This window comes from Actinoplanes sp. NPDC049681 (genome assembly GCF_044465265.1).
GTDB lineage: Bacteria > Actinomycetota > Actinomycetes > Mycobacteriales > Micromonosporaceae > Actinoplanes.
Genome location: NZ_JBITLP010000008.1, coordinates 413,393 through 429,766, shown reverse-complemented (window position 1 = coordinate 429,766; position 16,374 = coordinate 413,393). Strand labels below are relative to the sequence as shown.

The window sequence follows — 16,374 nt, the reverse complement described above, 5'->3', positions numbered from 1 at the left end:
CGTGCCGAGTTGACTGGCGCCGTGGCCGAGTTGACTGGCGCCGTGGCCGAGTTGACTGGCGCCGTGGCCGAGTTGACTGGCGCCGTGGCCGAGTTGACTGGCGCCGTGGCCGAGTTGACCGGCGCCGCGGCCGCACCGGCCGGTGGCGGGGCCGCACCGGCCGGTGGCGGGGCAGCCCGCGCCGAGAGGTCGGCCGCGGGCCGGAAATCGCCGAGGTTCTGGGGCCGCCGGCCGGCGCCGCCGTAGGACGGACCGGCATCCGCGCCCGGGTGCGCCGGCGGCACCGACGCGGTCGTCCGGGCCGGGGCGGCCGGTGCCGGCTGCGTCGGCGTGGACACCGGAGCCGCCGGCGGCGGGAAGGGGCCGGGCAGCTGTTCCTCGAGGGTGATCCGGTCCGGCCCGGGCACCGGCGCGGATCCGGCCACGGGCAGGCCCGCGACCGGCAGCCCGACCACGGCAGTCCACGGGGCGGGCTCGCCCACCGGCTTCCCGTCCTCGGCAGGCAGAGACGCCGACGGCCCGGCGACGACCGCGCCCGGCCCGGCGACGACGGCGCCCGGCCCGGCGACGACGGCGCCCGGCCCGGCGACGACCGCGCCCGGCCCGGCGACGACCGCGCCCGGCCCGGCGACGACCGCGCCCGGCCCCGCGACGACCGTCCCCGGCCCCGCGACGACCGTCCCCGGCCCGGCGACGGGCACCGGCGCCGTCCCCGGTCCGGCGGCGGGCGGTGGCGGCATCCCCGGCCCGGTGGCGGGCAACAGCGCCGGTTTCGGAGCCGCATTCGTCTCGGGCGCCGCGTGCCGGCCCACCGACACCGTCGGGAACAGTTCCTCGTCCTCGTACTCCGCCAGGCCGGCCCGCTCCTGGAGCCGGCGCAACGGCCCCGGCGCCCACCAGGCCGCGTCGCCCATCAGCCGCAGGACGGCCGGGACCAGCAGCATGCGGACCACGGTGGCGTCCAGGAACAGCGCGATGATCATCCCGACGCCGACGAAGCGCATGGTCGACACCGAGGAGAGGGCGAAGGCGCCGGTCACCACGATGAGCAGTACGGCCGCCGCGCTAATCACGCGGCCGGTGCGGGCCAGGCCCGTCGTCACCGCCTCCGCCGTCGAGGCGCCGCGGGTGCGGGCCTCCACCATGCGCGAGAGCAGGAACACCTCGTAGTCGGTGGAGAGGCCGAAGACGACTGCCGCCATGAGGACCACGATGCCGGCCTCGAGCGGGGCGGGGGTGACCCGCAGCAGGTCCGCGCCGTGGCCGTCCTGAAAGATCCACACGAGGATGCCGAAGGTGGCGCTCAGGCTCAGCGCGCTCATCAGCACCGCCTTGATCGGCAGCAGGACCGAGCCGAACGCCAGGAACATGAGCAGCAGGGTGGCGCCGATCAGCAGGGCCACCATCAGCGGAAGGCGGTCCGCGGTGGCCGCCAGGCTGTCCACGTTGCGGGCCGTCGTGCCGCCCACGAGCAGCTGCGAGCCGGTCGGCGGGCGCAGGTCGCGGATGCGGTCGACCGCCGTACGCGCCGCCGCGCTGAACGGGTCCTTGTCGGCGAGCGTCGCCGTGTACGTGACGACGTCGCCGCCCTTGCCGCCCGGGGTGACCGCCGCGATGCCGGGGACCTTCTTCACCTCGTCCGCGAACGGCCGGGTGTCCGTCAGGCTGCCGCGGAGCACGACCTGGATGCCGGCGCTGCTCAGGGCGGGATAGTCGCGCTTGAGCGTCTCGACCGCCTGCCGGGCCGGTTCGGTGGCCGGCAGCACCCGCTCGTCGTTCTCGCCGAACTGCACGCCGCGGATCGGGGCCGCCAGCACCAGCAGGCCGGCGAGGATGGGCAGCGCTACCAGGACCGGGCGGCGCAGCACCGTGTCCGCGAGGGCGGCCCAGCCCGTACCCGCGGCACGGCTGCGGCGGCGCGGCAGACGTACCGGAAGCTTGTCGACACGGTGACCCAGGACGGCCAGCAGCGCGGGCAGCAGGGTGAGGGACAGCAGGGCGGCGAGCGCGACGGCGGCGAGGCCGCCGTAGGCCAGCGACTTGAGGAAGCCCTGCGGGAAGAGGAGCAGCCCGGCCAGGGCGATCATCAGCAGCGTCGCGGAGAAGAGCACGGTGCGTCCGGCGGTCGCGACGGTACGGGTGACCGCCTGCGCCGGCGTCCGCCCGAAGCCCTGCTCCTCCCGGAACCGCCCCACCATGAACAGCCCGTAGTCGATGGCCATGCCCAGCCCCAGCAGACTGGCCACGTTGACGGCGAACGAGTTGACGTCGTGGCTGCGCGCAATCGCGTTCAGCACGCCCAGCGAGCCGAGCACCGCGCACCCGCCGACCAGCACCGGCAGCGACGCGGCGACCAGCGAGCCGAAGATGAACAGCAGCAGGATCAGCACGACGGGTAGGGAGACGGCCTCGGCGAACGCGAGGTCGTCGGTCGAGCGGGCGGCGGACGCGTCCCCGAGCGGTGCGGCCCCGGCGAGCTGGACGGTGGCCCCGGCGACCGACAGCTTGTCGTCGATCTCGCGGAACCTGTCGAGCTTCTCGCCGTCGTCCTCGCCGGTCAGCGTCAGGACGGCGACCGCGCTCCTCCGGTCCGCCGCGGCGTACTGCGCGGTCCGGCCGGGCCAGTAGCCGGTGACCGCGGCGACCGACGACTTCGGCAGGGCGGCGAGCCGGGCCTGGATCCGCCGGCCCAGCGCCGGGTCGTCGATCGAGCCCTGCGCCGGCCGGTAGATCACCACGACGTCGCCGTCCTGGGGGCCCAGCTGCGCGCGGACCACGGCGGCGGCGCGGCTCGACTCGCTGCCCGGGTCGGTGTAGCCGCCCTCGGAGAGCCGATCGAACACGCCCGTGCCCCAGATCCCGGCGGCCACGACCGCGATGATCGCGCTCGCGAGCACCGCCCAGCGGAACCGGGCCACGAATGAGCCCCACCCGGCGACCAACGAGAAACTCCCTGCAGGGATCAGCGCAGTGTCGCCGCTTCCAATGCGACGCCACCGCAGTCGGAACTGAACGAGTCCTCCGTGACCCAGCTGACGTTGATCTTGCCGTCCTTCGGCGCCCGGTACGTCACGACGAAGGCGACCGTGTCCAGGTTGCTGCCGCGCTCCTCGAAGCTGCTGCCGGCCGTCGGTCCGCCGGTGGACAGCTTGGCGGTGATCCGGCCGCGCCCGGCGAGGGCGCCGACGTACACCTTGAGCGTGCGCGTCGAGGTGCTCGCCGGCGCCGAGATGGTGAAGCCGTTGCCCTTGCCGCAGGTGCGGATGCCGGTGGGGGTGCCGTCGGAGTTGCTCACTGGGGAGCCGCCCCGCCAGGAGAAGCGCTGCGGGCTGAAGGCGTGCCGGAATCGCGGTGCGGTCGGCGCGCCCTCGAGGATGGCGAAGTCACCGTCCGACTTGCGTTCCAGCGAGAAGGTGCTCTGCTCGCCCCAGTGCACCCAGTCGCGGGTGCCCTCGTTGGAGAGGTCGACCACGGCCGTGATGCCGGTACGGGCGATCGAGACGGATCCCGCGAACGGCGAGGGGCTCTCCTTGCGTTCCGGCGGCTTCGTGGTCGTCTCGCTGGGCGACGGCGACGGGCTGTCGGAGGCGCTGGGCAGCGGGATGGGGAACTGGTTGGGCGGGTTGAGCGGCACGTCGCCCAGTGCGGGTGGCTGCACCGGCGGGATGGCGTTCTTGTCGTCGTTGCGGACCGCCCGCGTGATGATCAGGCCGAACGCGATGACGATGAGCACGCCGGCGAGGATCACGGCGGCGGGCATGAGGAACTCGCTCATCCTCCGGGGCCGGTCGTCGAGCAGCTCGGGCGGCACGGCCGCGCCGCGGCGGCCCGCCGTGCGGTAGCCGTAGCCGCTGCGGGGTGAGGCAGCCGGATAGGGCCTGCGGTGCGCGGCGTCGGACGGGCGCTCCCCGGGCTGTGGCTGGCGACCTGTCGTACGGTCGTCGTCCGGCAACCGACCCTCCCCGGTCGTTCGCGGGCGCACGCCGGTCGCCGCTGGCGGCCGGGCAAGTTGTCCCTGGTCCTGGTGCTGTGCTCAATCGGTACGGGCGGTGAGCGGCCGCCGTCATGCGGTTGGGGGAGTACACCGTCTCACCTTCTGTGAGTGACGGAGAAGAGCGAAATGAGTAACGAGCCGTTTAGTTGATCACTCGGGTCGGCGGTTCGGCGGAGGTCCGGGCGAACGGATGTCCGCCGAGGAAGTACGGTGTCCGAAGTTTCCTATCCGACGGGAGAAGCGGTACAGATGAGTGGTCAGGACCAGACTGCCGGCAAGCGTCGCGGCCAGGCGCTCTCGGGCGCCCTCGCCGGAGTCGCGGTGATCGCCGTGCTCGTCGCGGTCTTCGTCGGCATCCAGATGTCGGACGACGACAAGGGGAAGCAGAGCGCGGCACCGGCCGCCGCCACCGAGCCCGCCCCGGCTCCCAGCGAGCCGGCCGCCGCCGCGCCGAGCGCGCCGCCCGCGCAGACCGCCCTCGACCCGGCGCTGAAGGAGAAGCCGGTCGTCAAGGCGGGCAAGGGCGACGTCACCAAGCTGGTCGTCAAGCAGCTCGTCGCCGGCAAAGGCCCCAAGCTGACCGCCGGGCAGACCATCCAGGCGAACTACGTCGGCGTGACGTACAAGGACGGCAAGCAGTTCGGCTCGTCGTGGGAAAGCGGGCAGCCGGCCGAATTCCCGGTCGGCGTCGGCCAGCTGATCAAGGGCTGGGACGAGGGCCTCGTCGGCGTGCCGGTGGGCAGCCGGGTGCAGCTGGACATCCCCGCCGACCTCGCGTACGGCGAAAACGCCACGGGCGGCCGTCCCGCCGGTGACCTGCGTTTCGTCATCGACGTGCTGGCCGCGCAGTAACCCTCAGAGCTCGCGTACGACGACATCCGCCTGACGGGGGCGGCCCGCCGCGACGGGCCGCTCCTCGACGGTGTACTTGAGGTCCCGCAACGTCGTGAGCAGCTCGTCCACCGAGCCGGGCGCCACGCCCTCCTCCGCCAGCGCGCGTACCAGCCGGCCCTTGGTGGCCTTGTTGAAGTGGCTGACGACCGAGCGGCGCGGCTCGCCGTCGACGATCCGCTCGTGCAGCACCCGCAGCGCCACCGCCTGCGGCCCCGGCGTCCACATCGACGCGTACGCCCCGGAGCGCAGGTCCAGCACCGGTCCGCCGGCGGGCACGTGCCGGGTCAGGGCGGTCTTCCAGTACGGCGTGAGCCCCCCGATCCCCGGCAGCGTGACCCCGGCCGAGCACCGGTACGCCGGGATCCGGTCGGTGAGCCGTACGACGCCCCACAGCCCGGAGAACACGACGGCCCGGTCCGCCACCCACGCCCGCGCTTCCCGGGCGAGGGTCGCGACGTCGAGCGCCTCGTAGAGCACTCCGGTGTAGACCTCGGCCGCGGGCGCCGCGGGTGCGGTGGCCAGGCCGGCGTTGCGCTCGAGCTCGCCGCGCTGCCCGGCGCTGAGGCCGAGCACCTCGAGCGACTCCGCGACCGCGCGGGCGCTGCGCCGCCGGCTCATCGCGGCCAGCTTGCCGAGCACGCGCTTGCGGGCGGTGGCGAGCTTCGGCAGCCAGAGCGCGGCCGGGTCGACCGGCTCCCCGGCGGACGGCGCGGTCTTTCCCTCGGACGGCGGCAGCAGGATGAGCACGCCGCGAGATTACAAGGCCGCAGGCCGGTCACCCCGGCGGCGTTCCGGCGAGCGCGTCGGCCACGCTCGGATAGACGGCCAGGGTGGGCACGAGGCCTACCGTGCGCAGCAGGCCGTGCAGCCATTCGCCGGGAGCGGCGAGGCGCACCCAGCCCCCGGACGCCGCGGCGCGCTGGTGGCCGAGCACGAAGGCGCTGAGCCCGGTCGAGTCGCAGAAGTCGACGCCGGACAGGTCGACGACCACGCGCGGGTGGGGCCGCTCGAGCACCTGGTCCATGGTGGTGCGCAGGACCGGCGCGGTGTCCAGGTCCAGGTTGCCGCGGACGGTCACGACGACGGTGTCGTCCGGATTGCCGATGACGGACACGTGCACGGTCGGTCTCCTCGCATCGACGGAGACTTCCCTCTGCCCACTCAGGGTCGCTGCGGAACCTGCGGGACCGTGATCGTCGTCCGGACCGTCGCCTGGTCGATCTCCGTGGTCCGGACGGTGAAGGTGACGTCGTAGGTGCCGGGCAGCGGGAACGTCAGCGCGCCGACCGCGTCGTTGCGGGGGTCGAGCGGGAGCATCGGCTGCGTCACCGGTTCGAGGTCCTGCCCGCGCAGCCGGGTGGTCACCGTCCACTCCTGGGCAGCCAGCGGCTTGCCCTCCGGCGTGTACGTGAACCCGTGCACCGTGTTGTTCTCGCCGAGCTCGACCGGATACACGTAGTACTGCAGGGTGAACAGGCCCGAGGTGAGCGTGCCCGACACGCCCTTCTCGGTGGTGGCCACCCGCTCGGCCGTCGCGGCGCGCCCCGGGGTGGTCTGCACCAGCACGCCGCTCAGCCCGAGCACCACCACGGTCGCCACGAGCTCGATGCCGACCGTGCGGCGCAGCGGCCCGGGCCCGGTGGTGGTCACCCACGAGCGCCGCACGAACCGCCGGGCCACCGCCGCCACGGCGAGCACGCCCGCCAGAATCGCGATCTTGCCGAGCAGGATCCGGCCGTACGCGGTGGTCCAGAGCGCACCGAACGAGCCCAGCTGGACCACGGCCTGGACCACGCCGGCGCCGGTCAGCCACACCACGGCCAGCGCGGCCCAGCGCGACCAGACCGGCAGGATCCGGCCGAGGACCCGCGGGTGCGCCCGGCGCAGCAGGAAGACCGACAGGGTCACGAGGCCGCCGAGCCACGTGGCCATCGCGGCGATGTGCACGACGTCGGCGGCGACGATCGCGCCCGGCAGCGGTGACTCGGCGGCGTGCCCGCTCAGCGGCCAGGTCGTCAGCCCGGCGACGCCGAGCGCGATCAGGACCGCACCGCGGCGGCGGCCCCCGGTGCCGTGCAGCACCGGCGGCAGCAGCGCCGCGACGGCCGCCAGCACGGCCAGCCGGGCCAGCAGGGCGATCCCGTACGGGCTGGCCAGCACGTCCGCCAGCTCGGTCACCGACACGTCCCACCAGGGGGCGCCGCTGCTGGCGGGAGCCTGGGTCCACAGCCCGCCGAGGGTGGCCGCGGCGGTGCCGATCAGGCCGGCCCGTACCAGCAGGGTGGGGCCGCGCCGGGACAGCCGGCGGGGCCAGAGCAGCGCCAGCAGCAGCGCCGGGCCGACGATCAGCGTCAGGCCGGCGTACCCGGCGATCCGGAATGCGGGACCGGCGACCGCGACCGACGGATGCTCACCGGTGGGGTCGCCCTCGGCGGGCCGCGCCGAGGGCGCGCCGACCGAGAAGGTCATGGCGCCGCCGACCGGGTGGCTGTCGGCGGAGATGATCCGGTAGCTGACCAGGTACGTGCCCAGCGGCTGCGCGGCGCGGCGGACCTGGATGCGCAGCAGCGGGCCGGCCGCGGTGACCGTGCCGGTGATCCGCTTGCCGTCCGGGGCGAGCACCTGGGTCCGCCCGGGCACCGGCGTGACCGCCTCGCTGAAGCGCACGACGATCTCGTCCGGCGGCGCGCCCACCACGCTGCCCGGCTCCGGCGTCGCGCTCACCAGCGCCGCGTGCGCGCTCGCCGGCGCGGCCGGAAGCACGACGGCGAGACCCATCAGGAGCATGATGAGTACGCGAAAAGCCCGCGGCCCCCCGACCGCCCTCACCCCTGTCACGCGAGGTAGTTCGGATCCGCACGGGGAAAGGTTCAATCCGAGCAGCGACGCTACGATCCGGGCAGATCCACGCCCTCAAGGAGGCCCCTCGATGTCCGTGCACCCCCGCGCCGGCACCCCCGCCGATTCCCGCGACACCATCGACGTACCCCGGGTGGTCCTCAGCTACTACACCGAGCACCCCGACCCGCAGGCGGTCGAGCAGAAGGTCGCCTTCGGCACCTCCGGCCACCGCGGATCCAGCCTCCGGACCGCGTTCAACGAGGACCACATCGCCGCCACCAGCCAGGCCATCGTCGAGTACCGCCGCGACCAGGGCACCGACGGCCCGCTGTACCTCGGCCGCGACACCCACGCCCTCTCCGAGCCGGCCATGGTGACGGCCCTGGAGGTGTTCGCCGCCAACGACGTCCAGGTGCGGATCGACAGCCGGGACGGTTACACCCCGACGCCGGCGCTGTCGCACGCCATCCTCACGTACAACCGCGGCCGCACCGGTGGGCTCGCCGACGGCGTCGTCGTGACGCCGTCGCACAACCCGCCCGACGACGGGGGCTTCAAGTACAACCCGCCGAACGGCGGCCCGGCCGACACCGACGCCACCCGGTGGATCCAGGACCGGGCGAACGCGCTCATCGCGGCCGGGCTCAAGGACGTCCGCCGGGTCGGCGCGGCCAAGGCCCGCGCCGGCGACCTGGTGTCCGGCTACGACTACCTCTCCGCGTACGTGGACGACCTCGGCTCGGTCATCGACATGGAGGCGATCCGGGCCGCGGGGGTGCGCATCGGCGCCGACCCGCTGGGCGGCGCCTCGGTGGCCTACTGGGGGGAGATCGGCGAGCGGTACGGGCTCGACCTGACCGTGGTGAACCCGGACGTCGACCCGACCTTCCGGTTCATGACGCTGGACTGGGACGGCAAGATCCGGATGGACTGCTCGTCGCCGTACGCGATGGCCTCGCTGATCGCCCAGAAGGACCGGTTCCAGCTGGCGACCGGCAACGACGCCGACGCCGACCGGCACGGCATCGTGACGCCCGACGGTGGGCTGATGAACCCGAACCACTACCTCGCGGTGGCGATCTCGTACCTGTTCCGGGTCCGCACCGACTGGCCCGGAGGCGCGGCGATCGGCAAGACTCTGGTCTCCTCCTCGATGATCGACCGGGTCGCGGCGGACCTGGGCCGCACGCTCGTCGAAGTGCCGGTCGGCTTCAAGTGGTTCGTGCCGGGGCTGCTGGACGGCTCGGTCGGCTTCGGCGGCGAGGAGAGCGCCGGCGCGTCGTTCCTGCGCCGCGACGGCGGCCCATGGAGTACCGACAAGGACGGCATCCTGCTCGACCTGCTCGCCTCGGAGATCCTCGCGACAACCGGCCGGACGCCCAGCCAGCACTACGCCGACCTGACCGCGAAGTTCGGCTCGCCCGCGTACGCCCGCATCGACGCCCCGGCGACCCGGGAGGAGAAGGCCGTCCTCGGCAAGCTCTCCCCGTCGCAGGTGTCGGCGAAGGAACTCGACGGCGAGCCGATCACGGCGGTGCTCACCAGCGCGCCGGGCAACGACGCCCCGATCGGCGGGCTGAAGGTGGCCACCGAGTCCGGGTGGTTCGCCGCCCGCCCCTCCGGCACCGAGGACGTCTACAAGATCTACGCCGAGTCGTTCAAGGGCCCCGAGGCACTGGCCCGCATCCAGGAGGAGGCGCGCGCCGTGGTGTCGGCCGCGCTCAAGGGTTAGGCCGGACCAGGCCGAGGTTGTAGGCGACGATCGTCGCCTGCACCCGGTCGCGGACGCCGAGCTTGGCGAGCAGGGCGTTGACGTGCGCCTTCACGGTGCCGGTCGTGATGCCCAGCGCCGCGCCGATCTCGGCGTTCGACAGGCCACCGGCGATGCTGACCAGCACCTCGCGTTCGCGCGGGGTCAGCCCGTCCAGGCGCGGATCGTCGCGGGCGGCGGCGACCAGCCCGCCCGTGGCGAACGCGTCGATCAGCCGCCGGGTGACGGCGGGGCTGAGCATGGCCTCGCCGTCGGCCACCACCCGGATGGCGGCCAGCAGGTCGGCCGGCTCGGTGTCCTTGAGCACGAAGCCGGACGCGCCCGCCTTGAGCGCCTCGTAGACGTACGCGTCCTGGTGGAACGTGGTCAGCACCAGCACCTTCGGCGGTTGCGGCGCGGTGGTCAGCCGGGCCGTGGCGGTCAGCCCGTCCATGCCCGGCATCCGGATGTCCATGAGGACGACGTCCGGCCGGACCCGGGCGGCGACCTCCAGCGCCGCGGCGCCGTCGCCGGCCTCGCCCACGATCGCCAGGTCGTTCTCGGCGTCCACGATGGCCGCTATCCCGGCCCGCACCATCAGCTGATCGTCGACGACCATCACGCGGGTTGCGATGACGTCACCTCCCCGTTCGGCAGTGTGATCTCCGGGCTCGCGCCCGTGGTCAGGGCGCCGCCGACGGCCGCCAGGCGGGCACGCAGCCCCGCGGCCACCTCGCCGCCGGGGTCGGTGGGCATCGGCGTGACGCGGATCCGCAGCGGGTCAGCCGTGAGGTCCACCCGTACGGTCACCGGCCCGGTGTCCCCGGCCAGCAGCAGCTCCACGACCCGGTACGCGGACAGGTCCACGTCCGGGCCCAGCGCCCGTCCCGCGCCGGTCACCTCGAGGGTCACCGTACGGCCGTTGGCGCGCCACCGGTCGGCCAGGTCCGGCAGGGCGGCCAGGGTCGGCTGCGGGGTGCGGCCGTGGTCGGCCGGGTCGGCGGCCGGCGCCTCGCGCAGGTCGTTGAGCAGTCCGCGCATGCCGTCCAGGGCGGCCCGCGCCGACCGCAGCACCTGGTCGAGATCCCCGCGGTCGGCGGCCTCGGCGACCACCGCCGTGTCGCGCAGCACCGCGGCGCGCAGCCCGGCGGCGACCCGGGCCCGCTCGGCGCCCGCCTCGGCGACGGCCCAGGCGGTCAGCGCGGCGACCGCGTGGTTCTGCCGCAGGCGGTCCCGCTCGCGCCGGCGGCGCACCAGGAAACCGGTCAGCCACGCGCCGAGCACCCAGGAGCCGAGCGGGACGCCGGCGAACAGGATCATCACGACCAGCAGGAACGCGGGGGATTCCCCGGCGTCGTCGGCCGGCGGGTCGAGGACCAGGATCAGCGTGAGCGCCGGTATCGCCGTGACCAGCACCGCGAGCATGGACAGCCAGGAGAGCACCGGTTCCCGGCCGTAGCGGGCCACGGCGTGCACGGCGAGCACCTCCACACCCAGCGAGAGGCCGGCGATCCAGCCGTGGGTGAGGGAGAGAACGCCGACGGCGACCAGCGCGGGCCAGAGCCAGGTCGTGCCCACGGCGGCCGCCAGGACGATCCAGGGCCGGTCGCGCCGCCACATCAGCGGCGCCGCGTGCGCGATGATCAGAAGTACGGCCAGCGGGGCCTGCCCCGGTGTCAGGTAGCGCTCGCCGAGCAGGATCAGCAGGGCGACGACCGGTCCGACCAGGGCCAGCAGCAGCACCGCCGCGTCGATGAGCCGGTCGGCTCCCGGTCGCCGGCCGGTCGCGGCGGCGGGGGAGGGTACGGCCGGGAGCAGCGCGCGTACCTGCCATCCGCCGGCGGAGCGCGGCCCTGCCTCGAGGCTGCCGCCGAGCGCCTCGGCCCGCTCCCGCATGCCGGTGAGACCGCGACCGGAGCCGAGCCGGTCCGCGACCGTGCCGTCCGCCGTCGCGGCGCCGTCGTCGGTCACGGTCAGGTCCACCCCGCCGGGCACGTCCTGCAGCGCGACGGTGACGGTGGCTCCCGGCGCGTACCGCAGGGTGTTGGTGAGCGCTTCGCGGGCGATCCCGTAAGCGGCCTCGGCGACGGCCGGCGCCGGCTCCGCCCCGGCCGTGACCGTCACCCGCTGACCCAGCCTGCGGAAGCCCTCGGCCAGCTCCTCGAGCCGGGGACCGGCGGCGTCCGGGCCCACGTCCGGACGCTGCAGCAGGGCGACCAGCCGGTGCAGGGCGGCGAGCGTCTCCCGGCCGGTACGGGCGGCGAAGTCGCGCGCCTCGGCCACCAGCTCCGGCCGGGACGCTCCGATCCGCTGGGCGGCGGAGGCGATCACGACGATCGAGGTGAGGTGGTGCGCGGTGACATCGTGCAGCTCGCGGGCGAGCCGGTGGCGCTCGGTGTCCGCCGCCCGTGACCGGCGGTCCTCCGCCTCGGCCAGCTCCGCCGCCGCCCGGGCCCGGTCGGCGTGCCAGCGGTGCCGCGCCCGCCCCAGGGCCACGACGGTCACGTAGAACGCCACGAGCAGCGCCACCGCTGCCGGGTAGTCGGCGCCGAGCTCGTCGGTGGCCGCCACCAGCGCACACTGCCACCCGATCAGGCCGAGGACGGTCAGCAGTGTGGCGCGCTGGCTGCGGAGCACCGCCACGCCGTACAGCGCGATGACGTCGGCACCGCCGATCGCCGAGAGGGCGTCGGTCGGCAGACCCCACTCTCCGACGGTCAGCGCGACGACGATCACACCGGTCACCGCCACCGGCGCGGTACGCCGCCACAGCAACGCCACCGACGCGACCACGGTGACCGCCACGGCCGTCGCCGCAGCCAGCGCCGACACGTGTTCCCGCTCCAGGTACGGCAGCCCGGGCCAGGTCGTGAGCTGCAGAAGAGCGAGCACGACGGGCAGCACCCAGACCGGAATCCGTTTCATGACGCCTGCGACCCTAGGCGGCGTACGCACGCCCGCACATCGGTCTCCGGGTCCAACCGGATCTCTATCGCAGGTTAGGGCAGCTCCGTCGCGCTCGCGGCGGTGGCGGCCCGGATGCGGTAATTCTCAGCTTCCCTGCCCGTACGCCGACTGGAACACCGCCAGGACCAGCAGCGACAGGGAGTCGTACGCAGCATGACCACGCCGACCACGCGGGTGGGCCGCCGGCGCGCGCAGAAACAGGCCCGGCCGGGTCTGCTGCCGCCCGCCGCTGCCCTCGGCGCGGTGGTGTGGGTGCTGGTGTGGCTGGTCATGCGAGATGCCGACGACTCCATGCGCGCCGGGTACGCGGCAGGGCCGGTCGCCATGGCCGCCGCGTACCTCGCCTGCCGCCGGATCGGCGTCATGATCGTCGTCGCCCGGCCGATCCGCGGGTTCTGGCGGCTGTTCTCGCACGCCGCGCTCTGCGTCGGCATCGGGGCGGCCCTGATGGTGGCCCTCTCCAACAACCGGCCGGGGATCTCGCCGTTGGTGGCGGGGCCGGTGCTCATCGGTGTCGTCCTGCTGATGCTGGCGTTCCTGCACCTGCCGCGCGAGAAGCGGTCGTTGCAGCGCTGGGCGCAGCTGTTCCTGGACGGCGCCACGGTCGCCGTCGCGGGCGCCCTCATCTTCTCGTACGTCATCGTCGAGCTGGCCCCGCCCGCCACCGACCGCGTGACCCAGCAGGGTGCCGCCGTGGTCGGGGTCGGAGGCCTCATCGCGCTGGTGGTGATCGGCCGGGCGGCGATGAGCCCGGCCAGCGTGGTCGACTCGGTGGCGCTGCGGATCGTCACGGTCGCCCCGCTCACCGGGGTGGTCGTCGCGGTGCTGCTGATCGCCGGCGGGGAGGCCGGGCGGCTCTGGCTGTCGGTGCTGGCCGTACCGGTCGTGGGCGCGGCCATGACCCTCGCCGCCCATCGCCAGCAGCTCGTCCTCGCCCGTCCGGCCGCGGCGAGGCCGCCGGGCGGCCGCAACATCTACAACGCTCTGCCCCTGGCCGCGGTCATAGCGACCGCGGCCCTGGTCATCAGCGTCTCGGCCCGGCAGCTCGACGCCGACCAGCGGGTCGTCATCATCGGCGCCGTGCTCATCGCGGCCTTCGTCGTCGCCCGGCAGCTCCTCGGGCTGCGCGCCAACGAGAAGATGCTCGCCGGCATCCGGCGCCAGCAGGCCGAGCTCGAGCACCTGGCGATGCATGATCCGCTGACCGGGCTGGCGAACCGGGCCCGCTTCGGCGTGGTGCTCAGCGAGCGCCTGGCCGCGCACCTGCCGGCGACCGCGCTGCTCATCGACATCGACGACTTCAAGATGGTCAACGACACCATGGGCCACGCCGTCGGCGACCAGCTCCTCCACGAGGTGGCCCAGCGGCTGCGCCACCACAGCGCGGTCACCCACCTGCCGGCGCGGCTCGGCGGCGACGAGTTCACCGTCCTGCTCGACACCGAGGACCCGGTGCAGGCCGAGGCGGCCGCGGCGCGCATCCTCGCGGCGCTCGCCGTGCCGCTCAAGGTGGGCGAGCACCAGCTCCTGGCCCACGCCAGCATCGGCGTGGCCCTGGCCGGCCCCGGCGACAGCGCCGACGAGGTGCTGCGCAACGCCGACATCGCCATGTACGCCGCCAAGGCCGCCGGCAAGGCCTCCTGGGCCCGCTTCGAGCCGCGGATGCGTCACGAGGTGGTCAACCACGCCCGCCTCGGCAGCGAGCTGCACAACGCGATCATCCGGCACGAGCTGTACCTGGAGTACCAGCCGGTCTTCGACATCACCACGGGCCGCATGGCGGGGGCGGAGGCCCTGGTCCGCTGGCAGCACCCGGTGCGCGGCACGGTCCCGCCCGCCGACTTCATCCCGGTGGCCGAGCGGTCCGGGCTGATCGTCCCGCTCGGCGCCTGGGTGCTGCGCGAGGCCTGTGAGCAGCTCGCCCGCTGGCACGCGGAGCACGGCCCGGCCGCCATCCCGTCGATCAACGTCAACGTGGCGGCCCGGCAGCTGCGCGAGCCGGGCTTCGTGGACGACGTCGCCGCCGTGCTCAGCGACACCCGGCTCGGCCCCGCGAACCTGGTGCTCGAGGTGACCGAGACCTCGGTGCTCGACGGGCGGCAGGTGCGCGACACTCTGCAGGCCCTGCACGAGATGGGCGTACGGCTGGCCCTCGACGACTTCGGCACCGGCCAGTCGAGCCTGAGCCTGCTGCGCGCCTTCCCGGTGGACGTCCTGAAGCTGGACAAGTCCTTCGTCGACGGGATCTGCGAGGGCGAGGACCGCGGCCGCCTCGCGGTGGCCGCGGCCGTCGCCCAGCTCACGGAGTACCTCGACCTGTACGCGGTGGCCGAGGGCATCGAGAGCGCCGAGCAGATGGAACGGCTGCGCCGGATGGGCTACCGGCTGGGCCAGGGTTACCACCTGGCGAAGCCGCTGCCGCCGGCGGAGATGGCGGCCCTGATGGTGCGGACCGCCACCGCCGTACCGGCCTGACTCAGGCCTGCACCTCGTTGCGGTCCGCGCCCCACATGGTGTGGAACGCGCCCTCCTTGTCGACCCGGTGGTACGTGTGCGCGCCGAAGAAGTCGCGCTGACCCTGGATCAGCGCGGCCGGCAGGCGCTGGGCGCGCAGGCCGTCGTAGTACGCCAGCGCCGACGCGAAGCCCGGCGCCGGGATGCCCTGCTGGGCGGCGAGCGCGACGACCCGGCGCCACGCCTCCTGGGCGCCGCTGACCGCGTCCAGGAAGTAGTCGTCGACGAGCAGCGTCTGCAGGTTCGCGTCCTTGTCGTACGCCTGCTTGATGAAGTCCAGGAACTTGGCCCGGATGATGCAGCCCGCCCGCCAGATCTTCGCCATCGCGCCCGGGTCGATCTCCCAGCCGTACTCGGCGCTCGCCGCCTGGATCTGCTGGAACCCCTGGGCGTACGCGACGATCTTGGAGGCGAAGAGCGCCTGCTCGACGTCCGCCTGCAGGTCGGAGCCGCCGGCGCCGGTCTGCGCCGACGGGCCGGGCAGCTTGCCGGCCGCCGCCTTGCGGACGTCGGCCCCGCCGGACAGGGCCCGGGCGAAGACCGCCTCGGCGATGCCGCTGACGGGTACGCCCAGGTCCAGCGCCGACTGGACGGTCCAGCGCCCGGTGCCCTTCTGCTCCGCCTGGTCCACCACGACGTCGACGAACGGCTTCCCGCTCTCCGCGTCGACCTGCTTGAGCACCTCGGCGGTGATCTCGATCAGGTACGAGCCCAGCCGCCCCTCGTTCCAGCCGCGGAACACGTCGGCGATCTCCGCGGGCGAGTGGCCGCCGGCCTGCCTCAGCAGGTCGTACGCCTCGGCGATGAGCTGCATGTCGGCGTACTCGATGCCGTTGTGGACCATCTTGACGAAGTGGCCGGCGCCGTCCGGGCCGACGTGGACGCAGCAGGGCTCACCGTCCACCTTGGCCGAGATGTCCTCCAGCAGCGGGCCGAGCGACTCGTACGACTCCTTGGAGCCGCCGGGCATGATGCTGGGGCCGTTCAGCGCGCCCTCCTCGCCGCCCGAGACGCCGGTGCCGACGAAGTGCAGGCCCCGCTCCTTGAGCGACGCCTCCCGCCGGCGGGTGTCGGCGAAGTGCGCGTTGCCGGCGTCGATGATCATGTCGCCCGGCTCCAGCAGCGGGGCGAACTCCTCGATCACCGCGTCCGTCGGCTTGCCGGCCTTGACCATGATCACCACGCGGCGCGGGCGCTCGAGGCTCGCCACGAAGTCCTCGGCGCTCTCCGCCGGCAGGAACGTGCCCTCGTGCCCGAACTCCTCGACGAGTTCCTTGGTGCGGCCGTAGCTGCGGTTGTGCACGGCGACCGTGTGGCCGTGGCGGGCGAAGTTGCGGGCCAGGTTGCGCCCCATCACCGCCAGGCCGGTTACGCCGATCTGAGCCTTCTCCGTCATGAACGTCCTTCCTCCACG

The 16,374-nt window shown here is 74.0% G+C and carries 11 protein-coding genes; 3 read left to right on the top strand and 8 right to left on the bottom strand.

Annotated elements, in window-relative coordinates:
- Together ACIBO8_RS29570 and ACIBO8_RS29565 are read right to left on the bottom strand one after the other, a co-directional pair.
- Window positions 1-2,942: MMPL family transporter (locus tag ACIBO8_RS29570; RefSeq protein WP_396118617.1), on the bottom strand; the 2,942-nt coding region annotated here is incomplete at its 3' end.
- A 20-nt stretch (window positions 2,943-2,962) separates the two neighbouring features.
- On the bottom strand, window positions 2,963-3,952 hold the full coding sequence (locus ACIBO8_RS29565) for a hypothetical protein (RefSeq protein ID WP_396118615.1): 990 nt from the start codon (window positions 3,950-3,952) through the stop codon (window positions 2,963-2,965).
- Window positions 3,953-4,243: 291 nt separating this feature from the next.
- Here ACIBO8_RS29565 and ACIBO8_RS29560 point away from each other — a divergent pair, with 291 nt between their 5' ends.
- The gene (locus tag ACIBO8_RS29560; protein ID WP_396118614.1) at window positions 4,244-4,846 is read left to right on the top strand and encodes an FKBP-type peptidyl-prolyl cis-trans isomerase; all 603 of its coding nucleotides are present in this window, start codon (window positions 4,244-4,246) and stop codon (window positions 4,844-4,846) included.
- A 3-nt stretch (window positions 4,847-4,849) separates the two neighbouring features.
- Here the strand turns inward: ACIBO8_RS29560 and ACIBO8_RS29555 are convergent, their stop codons facing one another.
- The 3 genes from ACIBO8_RS29555 to ACIBO8_RS29545 are packed head-to-tail and all read right to left on the bottom strand — an operon-like array spanning window position 4,850 to window position 7,666.
- The gene (locus ACIBO8_RS29555) at window positions 4,850-5,635 is read right to left on the bottom strand and encodes a YaaA family protein (RefSeq protein ID WP_396118613.1); all 786 of its coding nucleotides are present in this window, start codon (window positions 5,633-5,635) and stop codon (window positions 4,850-4,852) included.
- A 28-nt stretch (window positions 5,636-5,663) separates the two neighbouring features.
- Window positions 5,664-6,008 carry an STAS domain-containing protein gene (locus ACIBO8_RS29550; RefSeq protein ID WP_396118612.1) on the bottom strand — a complete coding sequence of 115 codons (345 nt, stop codon included), beginning with the start codon at window positions 6,006-6,008 and terminating at the stop codon, window positions 5,664-5,666.
- A gap of 41 nt (window positions 6,009-6,049) precedes the next feature.
- Window positions 6,050-7,666 carry a copper resistance protein CopC gene (locus ACIBO8_RS29545; protein ID WP_396118611.1) on the bottom strand — a complete coding sequence of 539 codons (1,617 nt, stop codon included), beginning with the start codon at window positions 7,664-7,666 and terminating at the stop codon, window positions 6,050-6,052.
- Between the two features lie 151 nt (window positions 7,667-7,817).
- On the opposite strand from ACIBO8_RS29545, the gene pgm reads away from it, so the two are divergent.
- A complete protein-coding gene (pgm, locus tag ACIBO8_RS29540; protein WP_396118610.1) occupies window positions 7,818-9,461 on the top strand; it encodes a phosphoglucomutase (alpha-D-glucose-1,6-bisphosphate-dependent) in 1,644 nt (547 codons plus the stop codon).
- Here pgm and ACIBO8_RS29535 read toward each other — a convergent pair.
- Window positions 9,451-10,098, bottom strand: a complete 648-nt coding sequence (locus ACIBO8_RS29535) for a response regulator (RefSeq protein WP_396118723.1) — start codon at window positions 10,096-10,098, stop codon at window positions 9,451-9,453. The genes pgm and ACIBO8_RS29535 overlap by 11 nt on opposite strands.
- On the bottom strand, window positions 10,098-12,404 hold the full coding sequence (locus ACIBO8_RS29530) for a histidine kinase (RefSeq protein ID WP_396118609.1): 2,307 nt from the start codon (window positions 12,402-12,404) through the stop codon (window positions 10,098-10,100). Before ACIBO8_RS29530 ends, ACIBO8_RS29535 begins: the two co-directional genes overlap by 1 nt.
- A 195-nt stretch (window positions 12,405-12,599) precedes the next feature.
- Here ACIBO8_RS29530 and ACIBO8_RS29525 point away from each other — a divergent pair, with 195 nt between their 5' ends.
- Complete coding sequence (locus ACIBO8_RS29525; protein ID WP_396118608.1) at window positions 12,600-14,921, top strand: putative bifunctional diguanylate cyclase/phosphodiesterase; 2,322 nt, start codon at window positions 12,600-12,602, stop codon at window positions 14,919-14,921.
- Window position 14,922: 1 nt separating this feature from the next.
- On the opposite strand, the gene gndA is transcribed toward ACIBO8_RS29525, so the two are convergent.
- Window positions 14,923-16,356 (bottom strand): NADP-dependent phosphogluconate dehydrogenase, encoded by a 1,434-nt coding sequence (gndA, locus tag ACIBO8_RS29520; RefSeq protein WP_396118607.1) that lies wholly within the window; start codon window positions 16,354-16,356, stop codon window positions 14,923-14,925.
- Window positions 16,357-16,374: the final 18 nt, after the last annotated feature.

Bases quoted from the DNA above. Each gene is read 5' to 3' on its own strand.
- gndA (WP_396118607.1), bottom strand. From the start codon at position 16,356: ATGACGGAGAAGGCTCAGATCGGCGTAACCGGCCTGGCGGTGATGGGG.
- pgm (WP_396118610.1), top strand. From the start codon at position 7,818: ATGTCCGTGCACCCCCGCGCCGGCACCCCCGCCGATTCCCGCGACACC.
- ACIBO8_RS29525 (WP_396118608.1), top strand. From the start codon at position 12,600: ATGACCACGCCGACCACGCGGGTGGGCCGCCGGCGCGCGCAGAAACAG.
- ACIBO8_RS29530 (WP_396118609.1), bottom strand. From the start codon at position 12,404: ATGAAACGGATTCCGGTCTGGGTGCTGCCCGTCGTGCTCGCTCTTCTG.
- ACIBO8_RS29535 (WP_396118723.1), bottom strand. From the start codon at position 10,098: ATGGTCGTCGACGATCAGCTGATGGTGCGGGCCGGGATAGCGGCCATC.
- ACIBO8_RS29560 (WP_396118614.1), top strand. From the start codon at position 4,244: ATGAGTGGTCAGGACCAGACTGCCGGCAAGCGTCGCGGCCAGGCGCTC.
- ACIBO8_RS29545 (WP_396118611.1), bottom strand. From the start codon at position 7,666: ATGGGTCTCGCCGTCGTGCTTCCGGCCGCGCCGGCGAGCGCGCACGCG.